This window comes from Lentisphaera marina, assembly GCF_028745505.1.
In the GTDB taxonomy this organism is placed as follows: Bacteria; Verrucomicrobiota; Lentisphaeria; order Lentisphaerales; family Lentisphaeraceae; genus Lentisphaera; species Lentisphaera marina.
Genome location: NZ_JAQZZL010000001.1, coordinates 732503 through 755463, shown reverse-complemented (window position 1 = coordinate 755463; position 22961 = coordinate 732503). Strand labels below are relative to the sequence as shown.

The window sequence follows — 22961 nt, the reverse complement described above, 5'->3', positions numbered from 1 at the left end:
CATCATACCCACATTAACATGTGGGCCTAATAAAAGTCGCATCGTTCCACGATGTACTCATCAAATCAATCCCGACTATTTCACTGAAAAATTGTAACGATCTGTTGCGTTTACTTGTCTGTATTTGTTAATATTAGACAAATAAACTCTGGAAACCTTATGAAATACTTATTTTTTCTCCTTTTGCCTTTTGCGCTCTTCGCAAATGAGCGCCCCAAGCCTAACATCATTCTTATCCTGACTGATGATTTGGGTTGGCAAGACGTCAAATGTTATGATATCGATGAACCCACCCCCTATGAGACGCCCAATATTGACCGCCTCGCCAAGGAGGGCGTCAAGTTTTGGCAAGCCTATTCACCTGCGCCCACCTGTGCTCCCACGCGTGGAGCGATCCTCGCTGGTAAGCACCCCGCACGCCTGCAAAGAACTCATGTAGTTGGTGGTGCGCCCCCCATCCCCCACAATGAAAAGCAATGGTCGGTCATTTCTCCTTGGTATCGTGGACGACTTCCCGTCAGCGAAATCACCATTCCCGAACTTCTCAAACCCCAGGGCTATGTCTCTGGTCATGTGGGCAAATGGCACGTTGCGATTAGCCATCATGCTTACCCACAAGCTAATGATCATGGCTTTGATTTTACTCGCAGTAATTTGGGTGTTTCTAAAAATATGAAAAACCGCCTCGAAGGCTTTGCGACTAGCGCAGAAAACGACCCCTACCGCCTCGATAAAAATGGCTTTCCCTATCACCAAAATAGCGAAGATGCCCTCGACTTTATTCGCGAAAATAAGAACCAACCCTTTTTCCTCTACTACGCTACTTGGCTCGTTCACACCCCGATTGTCAGCCGTAGTCGTGAGCTCTTGGAAAAGTACTGCACTAAGCTTGGCATTGATTTCCCAAAAGATCCAAAAGGCTGGGATTTACCTGGTCAGCAGAACCCCTACTATGCCGCCATGGTCGAAATGCTCGATTATTACATGGGACAAATGTTCACTTACCTAAAAGAGACTGACGATCCACGCTGGCCTGGTCACAAGCTTATTGAAAACACTTATATTATTTTCACTTCTGATAATGGTGGCATGGAAAAAGTTCCAGGAGAAATCATTACCGATAACTTCCCTCTCGACAAGGGCAAAATCAATGCCAAAGAAGGTGGCATTCGCGTCCCTCTCATCATTACCGGCCCAGGTATCAAGGCGGGACAAGAATCCGATGTTATGATTAATGGACTGGATTTTTTCCCTACTATCATGTCTTGGTCTGGAGCCGAAACACCTGATAAACTAAAGCTCGATGGCTTAGATATTTCTAAACTTTTAGCAAAAGATGCTTCTAATCCACAGCTCGTTAAAAAGGCTAATGGCGAAGTGCGCAATTCTATCATGCATCACTTCCCCAATTCCTATTCTATGCACTCGACGCTACGCATTGGCGACTATAAATTCATTCGCAATTACAAACCAGAGATGCCACCTTTTGAGCTTTATCAGCTCTATGATAATGGCAAACGTGTCGACATAGAAGAAAGTAAAAATCTCGCCAATTTCATGCCTGAAAAAGTCATCGAAATGAACAAGAAATTGCAGTCTAAACTCGAAGCAATGGATGCGAGTTTTCCTTTTCTCAATCCCCATACCATGCGTAAAATCCCTGGTAAAGATCAAGTTTGCTCGATCACCCAGAACGGGCTCAATGGTTCTGAGGCTTGGGTCGAGTTTAAAGAAAATGGCAATAAAGTCACTAAAGCTTACCTGCTTTACACCGATAATGGCGGTGATAAATACGAGGAATGGTACCGCATTGATGCTCAAGTTAAAAATGGCAAAGTGATTGCAAGCCTTCCCAAAGGCACGACTCATTACCTCTTCAACTTAGTCGATGACAAACGCTTCATGCTCAGTTATCCTCGCATGGGACAAATGACGGATTACAAAAAAGGCAATTATTCCAAAAAGGCTCTTTCTGTGAAATAAGCCGTGATGTAATTATTCATATTCTTGAATGCACCCGCAGACCTGCCAAAGGTACGAAAGATAGTTTAGCAAATGATTATGACCATTCTATAATTATGGCACATATCATCATCCACTCCTAAGTCATTGCATCTGTAAATACAGCTAATTTAAATTGCTGCTTTGTAACAAAAAAAAATTATCACTGTTTAGACCTTATAAGATTAATCACAATTTTGATAAAGGCTACATATGAATAAATGGTTCTCTTCCCTCACTTTCCTCAGCACAATGATTTTTTTGAATACGGGCTGCCAGAGTCTTAGTCCCGAAAGCTCTGAAAATCCTACAGAAAAAGCAAGCACTTACAAAGAAACAAAAACACAAGAAAATTACACTTGGACCACTGATCATATTCACGTCGGTGTCCGTTGGCAACCTTTTGGAGGCTTCCCCAAGTATAATGCTGCAGATTCTCAGCGCCCCGTCATTGCACAAAATAGTAGCTACGCTCAATTTTGGATCAATTGGCATGCGGCAGAACCCGATGTCAAAAATACCGATTACAAGAATCACCTCTCTTCCTATCTCGTGACTATTGAGCAAGCTGTAGATGCTTGTATTGCCAAGGGTTTGAAGGTCGAATTCGTCCACTGGCATACGCCGGCTTGGGCCTCTGTGAATGGCGAAGCGGGTAGCCAAAGATCAAAGCCAGGACTCTACAAAGAGTTTGTCACTCGTCTTGCAACTCATTTCAAGGGACGTGTTCACGCCTATCAACTTTCTCACGAAGCCAACTTGGAGCACATGATTAATGAGGGCGATATGGATTACCTGATGAATGATATTTTCATCGATGGTGCCAAAGCTATTCGTGCCGTTTACCAAGCTGAACCAAGTGAAGAAGTTCTGATTTCCACAAGTGGATGTTCCCCCTGCGAACCTTGCCCTCCACTGAATGGTTTAAAAGGCAAAGGTGGCGCTGCTGTCAACGATTATTACGATCAGCTCATTGCCAATGAAGAACTCATGTCACTCGTCGACGCCCTCAATCTCAATGTAACAGATCACTCTGATGGTTATGGTAAAATGGATGGAAAATATCTTGACTCAACTTGGGGAAACTTCGATTTAGTACGCCACAAACTTGATGCTGCGGGCTATAAAGATAAACAAGTACTTTCCTCTGAGTCCTGGGTTGTTTGGGATGATGGTGACAACGCCTTTGACGTCAATGGCGATGGCCTTAAAAATGAAGTGGATGCCTATGAAAAAACTCTTACTATTTTAGGTAAATGCCTCGAGCGTGGGCTCAACACAGTCAACCTACCTTGGTCAGACAACTCCAGCGGTTGGTCCATGGGCTTAACTAAGCGACGTGATTTCAGTGGTCGTGTCAAATTATTAAACCCCGGCTTAGTTGTGCTCGCAAATGATGGTGGCAGTGACATTATCACTAAAAAAGTCATTCTTGCTGGCCCCGAGGATAAATTCAAAATCATCGATGCTAAGAACAATATTTTTACTGTCGATGATTACATTAATCCTAGTGATCCCAATCACCTACACTACTACATTTGGAAATGGTATAGCCAATTGAGTTCTGGAAAAGATGAAGTCATTCGCCATGCCATGGCGCATGAACATCAAAATCACATCACCCTTCTTGGCCCTGCTTTCACGGGTAATGAACGCTACAGAATATCTAGCTACAACCGCAGTAAAAAATCTTTCTCCGTGCTACTCTATGCATCTGGTGCCACTGGGAAACTCTGGAATGATTTGACTATTCCTGCCACAATCCAAACTGGAATCCATAGTAATACGGGGAGTTCCAACATGGACTTCCGCGGAGAAGGCTTTAAGGATGGCGAAAAATTTATTGCCACAATTACCACCAAAGACATCAGTAAAAAAGATGGTTCCGATATTGATAAAAGAGTCATCAAAACAGCTGTTCAAGAAGTCAAAGATGGCCAGCTCAAAATTCGTATCCCCGTGCTCAATAAGTTCACGCATATCGAATTTAATCGCTCCGAATAAAAATCATTGATCAAATCAATCAAATTATTAGAGAAATTATAAAGCTAGCTTGGCATAGCCCTATTCTGCGCGGTGTATTATGGTATAAAAACACTATGGACTACTCCTATGATTTCTCTTAGATTGACCCTATTCTTTAGCTTTATCTTCTTTGCCCATGCACAAGACAAACCCAACTTTATCTTTTTTATTGCTGATGATATCTCCCAAAGTGACTTCGGGGCTTATGGTCACCCTAGTATCAAAACTCCAGCCGTCGATGCGCTCGCAGCGAAAGGCATGCGTTTTGACAATGCCTACTTAACTACCAGTAGTTGTAGCCCCAGTCGATGCAGTATCATTACCGGGCGCTACCCCCACAATACTGGTGCCCCAGAACTTCATATGAAGCTACCTAATGCCCAAATTCGCTTCCCCGAATTATTGCGCCAAGCGGGTTACTACACCCTACTTTCGGGCAAGAATCATATGTTTGGTAAAAAAGACCGCGCTTTTGATAAGATCACTAAAGGTGGTGGGCCTGGCAATGAAGCCGATTGGGTTCAAAACCTCAAAGATCGTCCCAAAGACAAGCCCTTTTTCTTTTGGTACGCTGCAAGCGATGCTCACCGCGATTGGCAGATCAGTGACCATGCTCCCACTTATCAAGAAAACGAAGTCATTGTCCCCCCTTACATGTATGATGGCCCTGAGACCCGTAAGGATCTAGCACAATACTATCACGAAGTCAGTCGTTTCGATCATTTCATTGGCTTAGTTGTGGAAGAACTTAAAACACAAGGAGTACTCGACAATACGATGATCATTGTAGCTTCCGATAATGGCCGCCCTTTCCCTCGCGACAAATCTCGCCTCTATGATAGCGGAATTAAAACGCCTTGGCTTATCCATTTCCCAAAAGTAATCAAAAAATCCGCTGTCAGCAAAAGCTTAATAAGTTCAATCGATCTCAGTGCTACCTGCTTGGAATTAGCTGGGGTCGAAATCCCCGAAAGCATACAAGGCAAAAGCTTTCTACCCATCCTAAAAAATCCAGAGACAAAAGTTCGCCAAGTCATTTTTGCTGAACATAATTGGCACGTTTATAAAAACCACGAACGCATGGTTCGCATTGGGGATTTTGTCTATATCAAAAATAACTACCCAAATCAAATGAATTTAGCTTACGAGTCCGACACCAAATTCCCTGCGGGTTTAGAACTTTGGCAAGCCCATGCTGCTGGTAAAACTCAGGCTCAACAGCAGCAGGTTTTTGCTAATCCCTGCCCCGAGGAAGAACTCTTTAAACTCAGTCAAGATCCTAATCAGCTAAATAACCTCGCTTCGAACCCCGAATACAAAACACAGCTAATGCAAGCTCGAAAAATGATTCAATTATGGACTGAACAGACCGGCGATAGCATCCCAAAAAAACCTACGCCTCACCGTCATGCCCCACCAAAAATTAAAAACAGCAAAATAATCCCCTCTCCAAAGTATAAGGTGAAAGCACCCCATGCCGAGTGGCCTGGCCAATCAAAGAACGCGGATCAAATCAATCACCCCGGACCACTGAATTTGCCTTGATTTTCTTTCAGTTTTTATAACAAGGTTGTACTTTTATTGTTTCAGAGAGTAACGAAACTGCAATTCTCTTATTTACATTTGTGAAGGCACTTAAGTTAAAGCTTTAAACTTAGAGACTTGTTAATTTAAAAGGACGAAAATTGATGACCAGATTTACTCAGCCACCGCTTTTTTTATTTTTACTCCTAATCACATGTATCGCGAATGCCCAAAACGACACAAAGCCCAACATCCTTTGGATCTTTTCCGATGATCACGCCTTCCAAGCTATTGGCGCCTATGGTGGTCGCTTTGAAAGCTTAAACCTCACTTCCAACTTAGATTCCATTGCCAGCGAGGGCATGCGCTTTGACAAAGCTTATGTCGGCAATTCGATTTGTGCTCCTAGCCGCGCGACTTTGCTCACTGGAAAGCATAGTCATAAGAATGGTAAGATCGATAATCGTGGCCCTTTTGATCACGATCAGCAGCAATTCCAAAAGCTCCTCCAAAAAAGTGGCTATCAGACTGCAATGATTGGCAAAATCCATCTTAGTGGTGCCATGCAGGGCTTTGATTATTGGGAAGTTCTCCCCGGTCAGGGTAAGTACAAAAATCCCGAATTTATTAGTGAAGCGGGTCGTAAACAATACCAAGGTCATTCCACTGACATTATTACTGACCGCGCCCTTAATTGGCTCTCTAATGAACGCGACAAATCAAAGCCCTTCATGGCGATGGTTCACTACAAGGCGCCCCATAGAAACTGGATTGCAGCGCCGCGCTTCAGAGAACGCTTCAAAACCATGACTTTCCCCGAACCGGAAACACTCTTCGACGACTATCAAACGCGTGGTGTCGCTGCTCATAAACAAGATCTAAGTATTGCCCATAGCATGCGCAATAACTGGGATTTCAAAGCTGATCGTTGGAAGCATAGAAAAGAGTTTTTTGAAAACACCAAACTCACAGGTAAAGACCTCATCCGTGAAAAGTACCAGATGTATATGCGCGACTACCTGGCCTGTATTGCTGGTGTGGATGAGAATATTGGCCGCCTCTTGCAGTACCTGAAAGATGAAGATCTGGAGAAAAACACCTTAGTCATGTATTCTGCTGATCAGGGTTTTTACCTTGGCGAACACGGTTGGTTCGACAAGCGCTTCATGTACGAGGAATCCTTTCGCACTCCACTTTTGGCGAAATGGCCCGAAGTCATCAAGCCCGGTTCAATTAATACTGACCTCGTCCAAAACATCGATTTTGCCGAAACTTTTCTCGATCTCGCAGGAGCTGAGATCCCGCGCGATATGCAGGGAAAAAGTCTTCTCCCTTTAATGAAAAATGAAAGACCTGATGATTGGAGAGATAGCCTCTATTATCACTACTACGAATATCCTGGGACTCACAAAGTTCGTCGTCACGAAGGTGTGACCACAGGTCGCTATAAGCTCATCCGCTTCTATGGTGTGGATGTCCCTAATGGTGAAGAGTGGGAGCTCTATGACTTAGCACGTGACAAACATGAAAGAGCAAATCAATACTCAAACCCAGAATACTCTGCGATCATTGCAAACTTAAAACAGGAACTGCAAGAACTTCGTCAGCAATACGACGTCGTCGATATCCCGCAGGTCACAAAGAACAAGAAGAAAAAGTAAAAGGCCAAAACTATGATCATAAGAACTTCCCTTAAGTCATTCTCATCCTTTGTACGTTCACGTTTTCAACCATTACTTTGGTGCATGTTTTCTCTCTTTGCCCTCTCCCTATCCGCTTCAGAAAAACCAAATATTCTTATTATCCTCGCCGATGATATGGGTTATGGAGATCTGACTTGCTATAATCCAAAGGGTAAAATTCCTACTCCACATTTAGATGCACTGGCGGCTAATGGCATGCGTTTCACTGACGCTCACTCAGGGGGAAGTTCGTGTATTCCTTCTCGCTACGCACTGATGACTGGTCGCTTTGCCGTGCACCAGAGCATGCGCCTCAACGATGGCCCTCTCATCAAAAATGGTCGCGAAACGATTGCCTCGCTTCTTAAAGAACAGGGCTACTCAACGGCCATGGTTGGGAAATGGCATTTAGGCTTTGACCCCTACCTGCAAAATACAAAAAAGCCCGCTGATTACACACAGGAGCTCAAGGGTGGTCCAGTTGACTGTGGTTTCGACACTTTCTTCGGCATGCATGCCTCTCTAGACCTTCCGCCCTACTTTTATATCCGTGATCGTAAAGCCACGATGCCTCCCTCTGAGGATATCGCTGCAAACAATAGCATGAACACTGCAGATAAATGGACTAATATTCAGGGTGCTTTTTGGCGCAAGGGAAAAATTGCTCCCGACTTCAAAATGGAAGACGTCACCCAAAGGCTAGCCGACGAAGCCGTTCAGGTAATCCAAAACCATACTCAAGAAAAACCGCTCTTCCTCTACCTTTCCTTACCCTCACCCCACACCCCTTGGTTGCCTCCAAAAGAGTTTGTCGGAAAAAGTGGGGCCGGCATGTATGGCGACTTTGTCTTGCAGGTAGATGATGTCGTTGGTCAGGTATCAAAGGCTCTTAATCACAAACAGATGCAGGACAATACCCTCATTATATTTTCTAGTGATAATGGCCCCGTTTGGTATGACAAAGATTGCGAACGCTTTGCCCATAAAGCGACGGGAGAACTGCGCGGCATGAAATTCTCCTCCCATGAAGGAGGTCACCGCATGCCTTTTATTGCCTCATGGCCAAAAGAGACACCCAAGGCCAGTACATGTGAGCAAACCATTGTCTTTTCCGACCTTTTTGCGACCTTCGCAGAACTCAACAAGGGAAATCACAAGCCCGCGAAAAATAATGGTGAAGATAGCGTGAGCTTCCTCGCCTTTCTCAAGGGAGATAAAAACATAGAAAAACGCCCCGCTATTATTCACGATCGCTGGACCATACGCGATGGCAAATGGAAACTCATCCTCAAGCACAAAAAAGGCCGTTCGAACTACCCAGAAATTGCCTTATATGATCTCAGTAATGATCTAAGCGAGCAAAATAATATTGCTTCTAAACACCCTGCAATCGTTGAAAAATTTAGCCTTTTCTTAAATGAAGCCTTAAAAGATTCAAAGCAATAATTCGATCTATAAACTACCGCTCAGGAAAGCGACCCTCAAAATTAATTGAGTAAATTTAAGCAAAATTTATAACACCCTTTGATTCTCTTTGTCTGATATTATGAATTTAAATTAAATCAGATGTGAAATGAAAAATCTAATCATTAGTCTTTCTTGGATTGCCTGTGTAATTCTGCAAAAAAACCTTATTGCACAAGATCTTCCAATTCAAAATGCAAAGCCAAATATTCTTTTTATTATGGCTGACGATCATACCAAACAGGCAATTGGCTCTTACGGGAGTCGACTCAGTAAACTTAACCCTACCCCCACAATTGATAGGCTAGCCTCCCAAGGCATTCAATTTGATAATGTCTTTTGTACCAACGCCATTTGTACCCCCAGTCGTGCCAGTATAATTAGCGGCCAATACTCTCAAACTAATGGCGTTTTGGATCTAAATGGCAGTATTGGATCTGACAAACAATTCTTGCCAAAAGAAATGCAAAAAGCTGGATATGAAACAGCTATGATCGGTAAGTGGCACCTAAAAAAAGAACCCGCCGCCTTTGATTATTACTGTGTCCTTCCCGGTCAGGGTTTATATCATAATCCCATTTTTAATATTCGCGGTTCAAAGCCATGGCCTAAAAATACTATCACCAAAAAAGATCAGCACTCCAGTGATGCTATTACCGACATCAGTCTTCATTGGCTTAAAAATGACCGCAACAAAGCAAAGCCCTTTTTTCTCATGCATCATTTCAAAGCTCCTCATGATATGTTTGAGTACGCTAAAAGATATGAAACTTACCTTGAGGATGTGCATATCCCCGAACCGGAAAGTTTATTTTCGGTGCCTGCGGGCTCCGCTGGCAGTCAGGACCTTGGTTCAGGCCTAAGCAAGAATCATAATCCTTGGCTGCTACCACAAAAATTAGGTGTAAGTGATGACATTCCCGAGCCTGAATATACCAAGCTGGCTTACCAAAAGTACCTAAAAGCTTATTTGCGCTGTGTAAAAGGCATAGATGATAATATAGCTCGTTTGATTTCCTATTTAGAGGCTTCCAAGCAACTTGATAATACCATCATTATTTACACCAGTGATCAGGGATTTTTCCTTGGCGAACACAATCTCATCGATAAACGCTGGATGTACGAAGAAGCCATGGGCATGCCCTTTATCGTTTACGCACCCGGTATGATTAAAAACAATTTAAAAAATAAGTGGTTAATCAATAATACTGATTTTGCACCGACTTTGTTAGAGATCGCAGGCCTAAAAAAGACTCCAAATTACATGCAGGGCAAAAGTTTTTATAAAGCTTTATCAAACCAGAAAAAGCCCGATGAATGGAGAACCGTTACTTATTACCGTTACTGGATGCACATGGCTCATAAACTGGCCGTACCAGCACACTTTGGAATTCGATCTGAGTCTCATAAGCTGATTTTTTTCTACGGCAGTAAATATGGACGTCGTGGAGGCAAGCCCACCCCAATTTCATGGGAGTTTTATGATTTGGAAAAAGACCCCAAAGAAATGAAAAACGAATATAAAAACCCAGAATATAAAGAGATAATAAAAAGACTTAAAACACAGTTATTGGAAATTCGTAAAGAACTTAATGAGCAAGATAAAAAATACCCCGAAATACAAAAAATCATTAAAAACAACTGGGATTAAGTCCTAAACTAATAATTAAAACAAGTAAATCGACATGAATTTCACCCTCAAAGCACTCATCTTTATTTCTCTTGCCTTCGTCATTGATACTTGCGATGCAGCACAGCCGAATAAAATCAAAAATGTTTTATTTATTATTGCAGATGACTTAAAAGCCAGTGTCCTAGCTTGCTACGGTGACAAAATCTGCCAAACTCCCAATTTAGATAAACTGGCTAGCCAAAGCATTGTCTTTGATCGCGCTTATTGCCAGGGACTATCATGCGGTCCATCTCGTACATCTTTAATGCATAGTCGCTATCTTGGTTCAGAAGGCATCAACCTCCCCGAGCACCTCAAGAACAACGGTTGGTACACTGCTAGAGTCGGGAAAATTTATCACATGCGTGTTCCCTATGACATAATTCATGGTACTGATGGTCAAGATATCCCGTCTTCATGGACTGAGAAGTTCAACTCCAAGGGAGCCGAATCTCACACCCCCGGTGACTATGCTTGCCTCAATCAAAATATTTTTACCAAAAGCCTTAAAAACCGCGAAAGTTCTAAAATGAAAAATCGCATGTTTGTAAGTGTTATTTCAGAAGGTGATGGCTCTGATCAGCCAGACTTTAAGAGTGCAGAGAAAACTATTGAGTTGCTAAATCAGCGTAAAAATGAGCCTTTCTTCATTGCTACCGGTTTAGTTCGTCCCCATTACCCAAATGTCGCGCCCAAAGAATTTTTCCAAAACTACCCCTGGCAAAAGATAGACTCACCAGAACTAAGAAATCCAGCTTCTTTAGGTATACCGATAGAAGGTCACCCGAGAATAACTAACTCTAATAACTCAATTGGTAAATATCCTGATAATCAAAAACGTATGTGGGCGGCCTATTATGCTACAGTTGAGTTTATGGATCAGCAAATTGGACGTATTTTAGAGGAAGTTGATAGGCTTGGACTAAAAAATAATACCGCCATCATTTTTTTAAGTGACCATGGTTACCATTTGGGGGAACATGGCTTTTGGCAAAAAAATAATTTACATGAAGAAGTTACTCGAGTACCCCTTATTGCCTACATACCAGGTCTAGCTCCTGGACGAATAAATGAAGTCACTGAATTAGTTGATATCTACCCAAGTCTTACTGAACTACTAGGGGTTTACAAACCAAAAACCGTACAGGGCAAAAGCTTTTTGCCCTTCTTGAAAAATAAAACTGAAGACTTTCGAAATTCTGCTTTATCGCTTATGCAAGGCAAAAAAGGCTACTCTATCAGAACCGAAGACTTTAGTTATATTCGCTACCAAAATGGTGCCGCAGAACTTTACAACATGATTAAGGACCCCAAACAGTTGGTCAACCTCATCCAAAATCCCGAGCATAAACAAACCATCAGCAAGCTTGACCGCGAGCTTAATACCCGTTTGAGAGAAGCTAGCCTCATAAAAATTAAGGAAAAACAATGACTCATTTAATCTATAAATCACTTATCGCGATTGGTCTTTTGTTTATTGCAGGAAACAGCCTTGTGGCTAAAGATAGCAAGAAGCCCAATATCCTGCTAATTTTAACTGATGATCTCGGCTATGGTGACCTTCAGTGCTACAACAAAAACTCAAAAATCCCTACTCCTCATCTAAACAAATTGGCTGAGTCGAGCATGCTCTTCACAGATGGGCATAGTCCCTCAAATGTCTGTACTCCCACACGCTACAGTTTACTAACTGGAAGAATGCAGTTCCGTACAGGTATGAAAGGGGTGTTCACTGGTGCAGGTGGGCCATGTCTAATCGAAGAATCACGTCTGACGCTACCCCAAATACTCAAAGAAAAGGGCTATGCCACAGCCTGTGTCGGGAAATGGCACATAGGCATGAGCTTCTTTGATAAAAATGGTAAGCGAATCACGGACCAACGCATTAAGGGTATTCAGCAAATTGATTACTCCCGCCCCATACCCGATGGCCCCGTCAATCGTGGCTTCGATTATTTTTACGGCACAGTAAGTTGTCCCACGACTGACTTTCTATACGCCTACATCGAAAATGATCGCATCCCCTTGCCACCCACTAAAATTCTTGATCGCTCAAAGCTTCCCAATCATGTTTACAGCAAGGATTGTCGGATTGGAATGATAGCCGATAACTTTGACCACGAAGAAGTTGACATGGTCTTTCTCAAAAAAAGCCAGGACTATATTCGTCAGCACCTTCAAAAGAAAAAAGATCAGCCCTTTTTTCTCTTTCACTCCATGCAAGCCGTTCACCTCCCCTCATTCCCGGCAAAACAGTTTCAGGGCAAGACTCAATTAGGGCCCCATGGCGATTTTATTTTTCAATTGGATCATATCGTCGGCGAACTCGTAAAAACATTAGACGAGCTCAAGGCCTTAGATAACACCCTAATCATTTTCTGCAGTGACAATGGCCCAGAAGTTCCTACTGCATTAAACATGATAAAAACCTATAATCACGATGGTTCTTATCCCTGGCGAGGACTTAAAAGAGATCAGTGGGAAGGCGGCCATAGAACCCCACTCATTATTTCATGGCCAAATAAAATAAAACCTTCTGTCAGCAATGAGCTTGTCTCGCTATGCGATATTATGGCAAGTTGTGCCGCTCTCGTGGATTATAAACTCCCGCCAAATAGCGCCGAAGATAGTTTTAATCTCTTACCTCTCCTGCTCGATGAAAAAACTAATATCCGTGAATACTTACTGACTCAAACCATTTCTTTAAACCTAGCTATTCGTAAAGGACCTTGGAAATACCTCGATCACTCAAGTTCAGGTGGGAATAACTATAATGGCAAAAGGATCCAGCACCTACTTCCAGAAGAGTTCGATACCAAAGCTCCCGTGCAACTCTACAACTTGGATAAAGACCCGCAGGAGCTTGAAAATCTCTACCTAAAACACCCTGAAGTCGTCAAAGAATTGAAAGCCAAGCTCGAACAATTTAAACAAAGCGGAAGAAGTAATTAAGCTTTTTTGACTAGCTCTATACTCCATTGAATCAGCTAAGTAGTACTCTGATATTTGCTCAAAACAGAAATGGCTGGTTAACGGCTTTAACTGAAAATAGTGATGATGCTCACAAAGATAAACATTACTATAACCGCATTAACGTGGACAGGAAATACTATCCTAACGATGTCAAAAAAGATAACACTAAAATCAATACGCAAACGAATTTAGAACTAGATGGTGGCGTTTGGTTTTCATTGATTCAGCTTATTGAAGTATTGAAAAAAATATCGTTTACCAAAATTAAAACCTTTGCTTTTGCTGAAAAATTGTAACCAGAGTAAAAAAAACTTGTCTATGATTTTATAGTCCAATAAAAATGTTGTACCCAGAAAATTATGATAAAATTCCATTGCCAAGATTGTGAGCAAAAACTAAGTGTCCCAGAAGAATTTTGTGGCTCAAGTGTGGAATGTCCCGCCTGCAACATGATAAATACAGTTCCTCAAACAGCTACAGGTCTTGCAAATGAGGAATTTAAGTTTTCCTGCCCCAGTTGTGACCAAAAACTAAGTTCTTCCATTGAACTCATTGGCGTAAACATAAACTGCCCATCCTGTTCAAGCACCCTTTCCGTACCTGATAATAAATCTTACGAAGAACATCTACATAAGCAAGAAGATCTGGCTGAACCTCACGCAACAAATGTACGCCCATCGAGGCAAAAAACGATCCGAGCGCAAAAGCTTAAAAAACAAACAAAAAGTTCCAGTAGAAAAGCCAAACACACTCGTATCAAAGCAAAGAAAAAAAGTTCAAAAGCTCCTCTTATCTCAATATTATTTATTTTATTAACTATCGGAGTTATTATTGGCTTTCAGAACTTATCAAATGAAGGAAAGCAAGCAGAAGTAGCAACTGGCCCACACTCATCTTTAGATAAAGAAATTACTGCCTCCCAAAAAACTACACAGGGACTAAGCCCACAAGATAAAATAACCTTAGAAAAAAAGGTACAGGGTCTCAAACCCTTTTTGACAAAATATTGCTTTGAATGCCATAATGAGGAAAAAGAGAAAGGGGGAATTCGCTTAGATAACATAGACTACAAGTTCAATGATTCCGCTTCTGTTCATATGTGGCAGGATGTTCTTGACGTTCTCAATATCGAAGAAATGCCTCCCGAAGATGAAGCACAACCATCAACAGGCGAGCTGACTGCATTCATTGGAGACGTAGCTGATAACATTAAATTGGCACACAAGAGATTGGCTGCCACAGGCGGAAAAATTTCAATGCGCTATCTGACCAAAAGAGAATACCTTAGCAGTGCGACAGACCTTTTCGGCATGAAAATTCCAGAAGATTTTTTACCAGACGAAGTAAGTCCTGAATTTGATACCATTGGCTCCGATCAGTTTTTCTCTTTAAAGCAGTATGAGCAATTCTATAAAGCTAGCAGAAAAGTGGTCGAAACAAATATTATCGATATGACGGCCCCTTTTGACTCCAATACCATACGGTATGATCCTGAAATATTGCCCGCTAAAAAAGCAGAACAAGATTACCTAAGGATGAAAGCCCTTAAGAAGTTAATCGAAGCTAATGCTCCGCTTTCTGAAATAACTAAGGTTGATCCCCATATCGCTGATCAAGGCCAGCTAGATATATTCAAAAGAAGATACAATGGGAAATTGGAAAAAGCAGAAAAAAAGTATAACAAAACTAATATCCCAGGTGTGCCCGGTAGCTTTGTATATACAACAACCTTAAGACCAAACAGTCTCTATAAGTTAACAGCCACAGCTCATAGCTTTTCAGAAAGCAAAAAAGTTAAACAAGAGATAAATGCAAGGGCGTATGTCAATGGTGAGCGCCTGCCATTAAATTTCACCCCCAAGTCCGGCACCATGACTTCGTCTGAAGTGGGTTTCAAAACCGGATTATTTGATTCTAAAGTACAAATTAGAATCAGAGCCGGTGATGATGATATTCTCGATTACCTTTCCTTGACGGGACCATTTAAATTAAAAGATAAAAAGATGACTTTCTTTAATTCCTTAGTCAGTCCGATCACTAAAAAAAGCAATGCCAGTGAAAGTGAAATTGCGGCAATGTTGACAAAGTTTGCCGATCGAGCTTTTCGTTACCAAGGAGTAGACAAAGATTATATAACTGCATTGCTCAAGTTGTATCGACTGGAAAGAGAAAATGGTAAAGGCATTGCAAACTCTTTGATTGAGCCCCTTACAGCTATCCTTACATCTCCGGCGTTTTTATATATAAAAGAGAAAAATGATGGCGAAAGAAATCCCTTGAGCCAAAAAGAATTCGCCATTCGCATGGCCTATTTCTTATGGCGCTCGCCACCGGATAAAGAACTCTATGAACTGGCAGCATCAAATAAATTATTTGCCCCAGGTATCTTAAGAAATCAGTTTGAACGAATGCTATCATCCAATAAAGCTGATCATTTTTTAATTGATTTTATAAATCAATGGTCGGATATTGAACGCTTTGACGAAATTGATATTCCTGGTGACTTAGGTAAGGGCGGGTTCCCAGATTCAGCACGTCGTGCAATTGGCGAATTTTTCAAAGTTTTAGTTAGAGAAAACCTGCCTGTGGATAATATGATTGCATCAGACTTTGTGGTAGCTGATCATAGACTCGCGGGTCATTATGGGTTCAAAACAAGAGCTTTTACTGGCTTCAAGAAATTTAAATTACCAGACCTAAACCCTGAGTCCTCCATTGGTCCTCGTGGTGGAATGTTGACTCAATTTGCCTTTCTCATAATGGGCACTAATGACAGTCGTACTTCTCCCACCATTCGTGGAACAATCATTAGGGATAAGTTTCTTTTTGACGAACCTCCACCTCCACCTCCTAATGTTCCTGCTATTGAGCCTCCTGAGGGAGCTAAACTGACTGTGAGACAGTTGGTAGACCGTCATATGAACATTCCTCAGTGTGCCTCCTGCCACAAAAAAATAGACCCCATTGGTTTGGGTCTAGAAAACTTTGACTACCTTGGGAAATGGCGAACAGAAGAACTCATCAAAGCCGAACCGGTAAAGAACACCAGAAAAGGGAAAGCCAATACAAAAATAACGCCTCCTGAAACAGTACCCGTACTCGCGAACGGTCATTTAGACGGAGAGTCATTCAAAGATTTTAAAGGATTGCAGAGAGTCCTTTTAAAGCATAAAGACAAACTCGCCATATCTATTTATGAATCAATGATGTCCTATGGCATTGGCCGAAAAATTGAATTTATTGACAAGGCGGAGATCAACGAAAATTTGATTGAATTGAAAAAGAAAAATTATCCACTTAAAGAGATGGTTTTTGAAATTCTCTCTTCACAAATGTTTGCGACTAAATAATGCATAGAGATAAATAATGAGCCTAATAACAAACACATATTCACGCCGATCTTTTTTTAAATCAGCTTCTGCCTGCCTGGCTTTACCCTATCTCGAAACGTTTGCCTCCACTGGCTCTAAAGCAACTAAAGGGCCAATAAAGAGAATGCTTTTTCTATCGCAAGGTTATGGTTTCCTTCCCTCTTTTTACCCTAAGGAAAGCGGTAAGTTTTCTAAAATAGGTTTGACCGAAGGACTGTCGCCTCTCAAGAGGCATAAAGATGACATTACCCTGTTAGGGAATCTACTAAATGTGGGAGCTGCACAACCTCATGCGGGCAGTCTGACCTTTCTCACTGGCGCTCCCCAAAGCAGTAATCTCAATAATACGATTTCCTGTGATCAGATTGCTGCTGAACATTTGTGCAAGAACAACAGATACGCCCATTTAACTTTGAGTACAAAAGAAAAAGGCGGCCATGGTAATTGCTTATCATTGGCCTGGAATAAGCAGGGTAGTCCAATTCCCGGTTTAAATACTTCTTTAGAACTTTACAGAAAGCTTTTTTCAGCAGATGAATCACCGGAACATGTAAAAAGGAGAATCCAGACGCGAAGAAGTGTGCTTGATAGTTTAAAAGTAAACGCTAAATCTATTTCTCACCAGATTGCCAGGACAGACCATGAAAAGCTTGATGAGTATTACCAAACCATTCGACAGCTTGAGTTGGGATTGGAAAGGCAACTTAAATGGGCTAATACTCCCAAACCAAAGTCGCCGTTTGGCCATCACCCAGATCAAATAGACGGAGAAGCTGAGGTTAAACTGATGTTTGACATGATTGCCCTCGCCTTCCAGACCGACCAGACACGCGTGGCGACTTACATGATGCCTTCGCAGTCGGTTCTCAGTAGTATGGGCATCACGACTCTGGTACATGCTTTATCTCACTACAACGTATCTAAGGAAAGAAAGCAGCAAGCGGGTCTTCGCGACAAAAAATGCACTGAGCTTTTTGGCTATCTATTGGATCGATTGAAAGGAACGAAGGACCCTGATGGCAGGAGTGTTTACGACACTTGCATTGTCAGTTATGGAACTAACATTAAGTCTGCCCATGGGATTAAAGGGTTTCCATTATTTCTATCTGGAGGCGGCATTAAAAATCTTCGTCTTGGGGAAAGTATTAAACTTCCCAAAAATACGCCACTGGCAAATGTTTGGCTAACACTTCTTCAAGAGACTGGAATTGATATCGATACTTTCAGCCACAGTACAGAGCGACTAAATCAACTATTCAGCTAAATTTCAGAGTCCCTTTTTTGTAAATAAAACCTTAGAACTTACTAAATGAATATGAAAATATTTTTCATCTTACTAATAACCCTAATCCCTTCGGTATGGGCAAGCGATAAAAGCAATCATACTAACTTTGTCATCATTTTTCTCGATGATGCTGGCTGGGAAGATTTCCAGCCTTTTGGAGAGGATCACTACCAGACCCCCCAAGTCAAAAAACTCGCCGAAGAGGGCGCCGTATTCTCTCAATTCTATGTTCCACAAGCCATTTGTTCGGCATCACGTGCGGCCCTACTAAGTGGCTCTTACCCTAGCAGAACAAAAGTTTTTGGAGCTCATGGCCCCAATGGTAAAGGCCTAGATCCGAAATTTGCGACCATCGCAGAGCAATTGAAAAAAGCCGGCTATGCCACGGCTCACTTTGGCAAATGGCATTGCGGAGACCGCGAAGAGACTCGCCCCTTGGCTCGCGGCTTTGATGAGCACGCCGGGCTCATGTATTCTAATGATATGTGGCACCTTCACCCCATGAAGCCCAAACATTGGGGTAAATTCCCTCTGCGCTTTTGGAATAATGGCGAAATCGAAATTGATAACCTTCAGCCCAAAGATCAAAAGAATCTAACTAAGTGGACAACAGAAAAGTCGGTCGATTTTATTAAGCGTAATAAAGACAATCCCTTTTTTCTCTATACTGCCCACCCGATGCCTCACGTACCGCTTTATGTGAGCAAAGACTTCGAAGACATTTCTGGCAAAGGACTCTACGGCGACGTCATTGCCGAATTAGATTGGTCTGTGGGTCAAATTAATCAAGCTCTAAAAGATCACGGTCTTGCAGACAATACCATGGTCATCTTTAGTTCTGATAATGGTCCCTGGGCAGGCTATGGTGACCACGCCGGTAAAACCCCCTACCGCGAAGCGAAAGCGACCAGTTTCGATGGTGGTACGCGTAGCCCACTCATCGTCAAATACCCTAAAGCGATTCCCGCTGGTATTCAGTCAAAAAAAGTTTTCTGCTCCATCGATATCATGCCCACGATTTTAGACCTAGCCAAGGCTCCCCTCCCTGAAAATGAAATTGATGGCAAAAATGTTTTAGACCTAATAAGCAACAAAGAAGGAGCCGAAAACCCTCATGATTATTACTACTTTACTATAGGTAAAAATCTTGAGGCTATCATTAGTGCAGATGGCCGTTGGAAACTCCACCTTCCTCATTCTTACCGTCACGTTGAAGTCGCAGGCAAAGATGGCTACGATGCAAAATATTCCCGTCAGAAACAAGCACTTGCCCTCTATGATATGAAAAATGATCCTAAGGAATCAAAGAATATCATTGCCAAATTCCCTGAACTAGCGGATGAGCTCAAACAAGCCGCTGAACAGCACAAAAAGAAACTTTATTAAACACTAATAAGGCTTTTTAAGAATTATATATTGAGGAAAAATCAAAGGTTATATTCGTACCTTTACTTGCCTAGAGAAATCATAAAGTCTCCGCTGCGTATATGAAATTTCATGTAACAAATACACTCTACATTGGTCTAATAGTTACAACTCTAAACTAACACAGGCCTATTCATGAAAAAACATATTTTCATACTTACTTTTTTACTCTTTTCTCTCAATTGCTTTGCTTCAAATTCTGCGCTAGGTGAACCTGTAAAAAATACGACGCGGGCCAGTACTGCGGTAAAACAAAATAAAAAAGCCGCTCGGTGGTGGTTGCGTCGTCATCAGGAAAAACTCACTCAAAAAGAACAACTCGGCGATGTTCAAGTCGTCTTCCTTGGCGACTCCATTACTCATGCCTGGGATAAGTATCAAGAGCCCTGGAATCAATACTTTGCCAAGTACAATGCCCTCAATATTGGCTTTAGCGGTGATCGCACAGAGAACGTCCTATGGAGACTCGAGAATGGTGCCGTCGATGGTATTAAACCGAAAGTACTTGTCATGATGATAGGCACCAATAACGCCGGCAAATATAAAGAAGCATCTGCGGAAACCGCAATCGGGGTCAAAGCCATTCTCCAAGATTTACGACAACGTCTTCCCAAAACCAAAATTCTTATGCTCGCCATATTCCCGCGTGGGAAAGACGATAGTAGCCCCATGCGTCAACTCACCATGGGGACCGATGAAATTATCAAAACTTACGCCGACGATAAAAATATTTTCTTCATGAATATCAATAAAATATTCCTCGATGATAAACGCATCGTGCATAGATCAGTCATGAGAGATTTCCTTCATCCCAGCAAAGATATGTACCCCAAATGGGCCGAAGCAATTTCTCCAAAAATCACTGAGCTCATGAACCAATAATAAGATAACTTTTCAGTTAATGATTTGTATACATTGATGATATTAACTTATCATTGTTAACAACTTCATCGAGATAAAAAGCTCCGCTTAGATATATATTTTATTAGCACTTTTTTTGACGCGTATGGGCTGATCACCTGAGGCTTTATCTGAGTCGGGTACATTTTCTAATTTATCTTGAGGCTTGCTGAGTTGAACGGGTGTTTGCTCTTTAATTTGCCTTTCTCCATGCTGAGTTCGCGGGGTATTTTTCAAAGTACTCAATGTAGAAGCCTCTCCATTGATTTTGATCTCTTTAATCGTGATTAATTTGGGGCTTTCATTAGCTTTAAAAGAAATGCGAATGAATTTTGAATTTCGTTTAGTATCCAAATTAAAATAAGTTGCGTCAGAATTTTGTTTTCCCTCAATTTTATCGGGGCCCTTCCATCCTCCCTTAACTTTGAGTTCTAATTGAATTTCTTTGGCAAATTCATCACCCCAAATAATTTCTAATGCTTCTATGGTTTTTTGTTCTGATAAAACTATAAACAAACTCATTTTTTTATTGAAGCTCTCACTCCACATCGTCTCTATATCGCCATCAAATGCCGGTGTAGCGTCAATTTGTTCACCTTTCTTCATATCCGATTCAGCTATGACTGAGCCCGTTTCTGAGTAAACAGAAACTGAGAATATAAAAATTAAAACATAGTAAAGATAGTTCACGAATTTTTCCTCCTAGCTAATTACAAAATGTTTGATCCTAATACGTTTCATTTGTTGTCAACTATTAAAAGATCGTAATAATTTCGAGTAAAATAGAGTCACTACTCACTATATTAGACAAACAAAAATGAAATATGTTACTGAATGTCAACTAATAACAAAACCTCTTGCGATAAAATAAAACTGATAACTTCGGCAAATTGTTTATTTCAAACAATTATAATCACTGGGAACTGATTTCTAAGTGTTTTAAAGTACAGGCTAGTCGACAGAATTGCTGCGAAATTGCGAAAAACAGACAAGTTAGGCAAATTAGACAAATATTTTATTCAAATATCTTTTTTTTATATAACGAAAGCCATGTAAACTTTGTCTAAGTATAGCATAGACAAACAACGGAGACTCACATGAAATTCATTACTACTTTCTTACTACTTATTGCCACTTGCACCTTTGCGTCAGAAAAACCAGAAGGAGCCATTCAGCTTATTGGACCAAGCGGAACAAAAGACTTGGTGAATGAAACTAATCCAAAAGAAGCACTCACATGGAAATTCGATAACGGTGTTTTAACCGTTGGGAAGGGCCATATTGTGACAAATTTTCCTGTCACTAATTTTAAGGCTCATCTCGAATTTAAAGTCATCAATGGTCCCAAAAAGAAAAAGAGTAAAGGCCGAGGTAATGATGGCAATAGCGGTGTCTATATCCAACAGCGTTACGAAATCCAAATCCTCGACTCTCATGGCCATGATGATGACTACCAAAAGTACGACTGTGCATCTATCTACAAATTTAAGAAACCCGATCAAATTGTTTGTAAACCTGTGGGTGAATGGCAGAGCTATGACATTGAATTCCATGCAGCTCAATGGGATGGTGATAAAAAAACTGCTAATGCTCGCCTCACTCTTATTCACAATGGTGTGAAAGTTCACGATAACGTGGAAATCCCCAATAAAACGGGACATGGTAAAAAAGAAACTCCAGAAGCCTTTCCTCTGCGCTTGCAAGACCATGGGAATCCCGTCCAGTTTAGAAATGTATGGATTCAAGAACTGAAATGAAAATAATCGTTGCCATTGCCGTTTTCTTTGCCTTTGCGATGAGCGCAGATGCCAAGCCTAAAAAGAAAAAAGACAAAGCTAATCCCGTAGCTCAAAAACTTTTTGAAACGAATTGCCTAGCCTGTCATGACCCCATTAAAATGATTGCGGGCCCCACCCTGCACGAAATTAACAAACTCTATGAAGGCAAAGCCGATGACATCGTCTCCTGGGCGAAAAAACCTGGGCGTAAAAGAACTGAAGGAATTGCGATGCCCGCCATGGCGCATATACCCGATAAAGACCTGAAGCTTATTGCCGATTATATGCTCTACGCGGGTTCTAGGGTTTCTCGAAAAGCCCTGAGAGCTAATAATGTCTTTAAAGAAGAACTCGGCAGGATCCAAAGGACTTTCATGCCTAATTCGAGTGTAGCTTCATTTGCAATTAAATTTAAGGATGATTTATCACTTTGCTGGGATGCCGAAAAGGGCACCACCCGATATATTTGGCAAGGAAAGATTGATCCAAAGACGCATTTCACAGGAAATGGCAAAGTCATACCCGCTATTGTTGGTGATATCATTTCCGAATCCTCCCAACAGCCCTTTTCAGGTCTTGAGGGGAAAATAAATTTCCAAGGTTACAGAATAAATGCAGATGGTCTACCCACATTCTTGTATCAAAGAGGCCCTGTCAAAATACAGGAAACTCACACTAGTGATAATGGGAACATAAGTTGGAGCTATAAGGTCTCTGGTCCCAGCTCACTTACTTATCAACTCCCAAAAGTTCAGGGCTATAAAGTGTCTTGTGACAAAGGTAAAAATGATAATGACCTAGTTCTTTTGAACAAAAATGAACTCAATAATTTCACCATAAATTTAACTAAGGAGAAGTAAA

General features: G+C 41.5%; 16 protein-coding genes. 15 read left to right on the top strand and 1 reads right to left on the bottom strand.

From position 1 onward, the window contains the following. The first annotated feature begins 159 nt into the window (after positions 1 to 159). The 13 genes from PQO01_RS03195 (at position 160) to PQO01_RS03135 (ending at position 20304) form a co-directional block, all read left to right on the top strand. Positions 160 to 1983, top strand: coding sequence for a sulfatase (locus tag PQO01_RS03195; protein WP_274312600.1), 1824 nt, complete (start codon positions 160 to 162; stop codon positions 1981 to 1983). Between the two features lie 231 nt (positions 1984 to 2214). Beyond that, positions 2215 to 4005: a hypothetical protein gene (locus PQO01_RS03190; RefSeq protein ID WP_274312599.1), complete on the top strand. Its 1791-nt coding sequence runs from the start codon at positions 2215 to 2217 to the stop codon at positions 4003 to 4005. A gap of 108 nt (positions 4006 to 4113) precedes the next feature. Beyond that, positions 4114 to 5571, top strand: coding sequence for a sulfatase family protein (locus PQO01_RS03185; RefSeq protein ID WP_274312598.1), 1458 nt, complete (start codon positions 4114 to 4116; stop codon positions 5569 to 5571). A gap of 143 nt (positions 5572 to 5714) precedes the next feature. After that, complete coding sequence (locus tag PQO01_RS03180) at positions 5715 to 7211, top strand: sulfatase family protein (RefSeq protein WP_274312597.1); 1497 nt, start codon at positions 5715 to 5717, stop codon at positions 7209 to 7211. A gap of 12 nt (positions 7212 to 7223) precedes the next feature. Further along, on the top strand, positions 7224 to 8678 hold the full coding sequence (locus PQO01_RS03175; protein WP_274312596.1) for a sulfatase family protein: 1455 nt from the start codon (positions 7224 to 7226) through the stop codon (positions 8676 to 8678). Positions 8679 to 8805: 127 nt separating this feature from the next. Next, entirely contained in the window at positions 8806 to 10347 is a 1542-nt protein-coding gene (locus PQO01_RS03170) for a sulfatase family protein (RefSeq protein WP_274312595.1), read from the top strand. 34 nt (positions 10348 to 10381) lie between these two features. Further along, the gene (locus PQO01_RS03165; RefSeq protein WP_274312594.1) at positions 10382 to 11800 is read left to right on the top strand and encodes a sulfatase; all 1419 of its coding nucleotides are present in this window, start codon (positions 10382 to 10384) and stop codon (positions 11798 to 11800) included. After that, positions 11797 to 13320, top strand: a complete 1524-nt coding sequence (locus PQO01_RS03160) for a sulfatase family protein (protein ID WP_274312593.1) — start codon at positions 11797 to 11799, stop codon at positions 13318 to 13320. Before PQO01_RS03165 ends, PQO01_RS03160 begins: the two co-directional genes overlap by 4 nt. Positions 13321 to 13346: 26 nt before the next feature. Next, a complete protein-coding gene (locus PQO01_RS03155; protein ID WP_274312592.1) occupies positions 13347 to 13637 on the top strand; it encodes a hypothetical protein in 291 nt (96 codons plus the stop codon). Between the two features lie 63 nt (positions 13638 to 13700). Further along, positions 13701 to 16691 (top strand): DUF1588 domain-containing protein, encoded by a 2991-nt coding sequence (locus PQO01_RS03150; protein ID WP_274312591.1) that lies wholly within the window; start codon positions 13701 to 13703, stop codon positions 16689 to 16691. A 16-nt stretch (positions 16692 to 16707) separates the two neighbouring features. Beyond that, positions 16708 to 17976, top strand: coding sequence for a DUF1552 domain-containing protein (locus PQO01_RS03145; RefSeq protein WP_274312590.1), 1269 nt, complete (start codon positions 16708 to 16710; stop codon positions 17974 to 17976). Positions 17977 to 18021: 45 nt separating this feature from the next. Next, complete coding sequence (locus tag PQO01_RS03140; protein ID WP_274312589.1) at positions 18022 to 19383, top strand: sulfatase family protein; 1362 nt, start codon at positions 18022 to 18024, stop codon at positions 19381 to 19383. Between the two features lie 174 nt (positions 19384 to 19557). Beyond that, on the top strand, positions 19558 to 20304 hold the full coding sequence (locus PQO01_RS03135) for a GDSL-type esterase/lipase family protein (RefSeq protein WP_274312588.1): 747 nt from the start codon (positions 19558 to 19560) through the stop codon (positions 20302 to 20304). 87 nt (positions 20305 to 20391) lie between these two features. On the opposite strand, the gene PQO01_RS03130 is transcribed toward PQO01_RS03135, so the two are convergent. Further along, positions 20392 to 21012 carry a discoidin domain-containing protein gene (locus PQO01_RS03130; RefSeq protein WP_274312587.1) on the bottom strand — a complete coding sequence of 207 codons (621 nt, stop codon included), beginning with the start codon at positions 21010 to 21012 and terminating at the stop codon, positions 20392 to 20394. Between the two features lie 407 nt (positions 21013 to 21419). Here PQO01_RS03130 and PQO01_RS03125 point away from each other — a divergent pair, with 407 nt between their 5' ends. Together PQO01_RS03125 and PQO01_RS03120 are read left to right on the top strand one after the other, a co-directional pair. Next, positions 21420 to 22079 carry a 3-keto-disaccharide hydrolase gene (locus PQO01_RS03125; protein WP_274312586.1) on the top strand — a complete coding sequence of 220 codons (660 nt, stop codon included), beginning with the start codon at positions 21420 to 21422 and terminating at the stop codon, positions 22077 to 22079. Further along, positions 22076 to 22960 (top strand): c-type cytochrome, encoded by an 885-nt coding sequence (locus PQO01_RS03120; protein ID WP_274312585.1) that lies wholly within the window; start codon positions 22076 to 22078, stop codon positions 22958 to 22960. The genes PQO01_RS03125 and PQO01_RS03120 overlap by 4 nt, the downstream gene beginning before the upstream one ends. The last annotated feature ends 1 nt before the right edge of the window (position 22961 follow it).

What these genes read in the sequence shown, in the direction of transcription:
- PQO01_RS03135 (WP_274312588.1), top strand. Translation starts at nt 19,558, where the DNA reads ATGAAAAAACATATTTTCATACTTACTTTTTTACTCTTTTCTCTCAAT.
- PQO01_RS03170 (WP_274312595.1), top strand. Translation starts at nt 8,806, where the DNA reads ATGAAAAATCTAATCATTAGTCTTTCTTGGATTGCCTGTGTAATTCTG.
- PQO01_RS03190 (WP_274312599.1), top strand. Translation starts at nt 2,215, where the DNA reads ATGAATAAATGGTTCTCTTCCCTCACTTTCCTCAGCACAATGATTTTT.
- PQO01_RS03180 (WP_274312597.1), top strand. Translation starts at nt 5,715, where the DNA reads ATGACCAGATTTACTCAGCCACCGCTTTTTTTATTTTTACTCCTAATC.
- PQO01_RS03195 (WP_274312600.1), top strand. Translation starts at nt 160, where the DNA reads ATGAAATACTTATTTTTTCTCCTTTTGCCTTTTGCGCTCTTCGCAAAT.
- PQO01_RS03140 (WP_274312589.1), top strand. Translation starts at nt 18,022, where the DNA reads ATGAATATGAAAATATTTTTCATCTTACTAATAACCCTAATCCCTTCG.
- PQO01_RS03125 (WP_274312586.1), top strand. Translation starts at nt 21,420, where the DNA reads ATGAAATTCATTACTACTTTCTTACTACTTATTGCCACTTGCACCTTT.
- PQO01_RS03150 (WP_274312591.1), top strand. Translation starts at nt 13,701, where the DNA reads ATGATAAAATTCCATTGCCAAGATTGTGAGCAAAAACTAAGTGTCCCA.
- PQO01_RS03165 (WP_274312594.1), top strand. Translation starts at nt 10,382, where the DNA reads ATGAATTTCACCCTCAAAGCACTCATCTTTATTTCTCTTGCCTTCGTC.
- PQO01_RS03185 (WP_274312598.1), top strand. Translation starts at nt 4,114, where the DNA reads ATGATTTCTCTTAGATTGACCCTATTCTTTAGCTTTATCTTCTTTGCC.
- PQO01_RS03145 (WP_274312590.1), top strand. Translation starts at nt 16,708, where the DNA reads ATGAGCCTAATAACAAACACATATTCACGCCGATCTTTTTTTAAATCA.
- PQO01_RS03120 (WP_274312585.1), top strand. Translation starts at nt 22,076, where the DNA reads ATGAAAATAATCGTTGCCATTGCCGTTTTCTTTGCCTTTGCGATGAGC.
- PQO01_RS03160 (WP_274312593.1), top strand. Translation starts at nt 11,797, where the DNA reads ATGACTCATTTAATCTATAAATCACTTATCGCGATTGGTCTTTTGTTT.
- PQO01_RS03175 (WP_274312596.1), top strand. Translation starts at nt 7,224, where the DNA reads ATGATCATAAGAACTTCCCTTAAGTCATTCTCATCCTTTGTACGTTCA.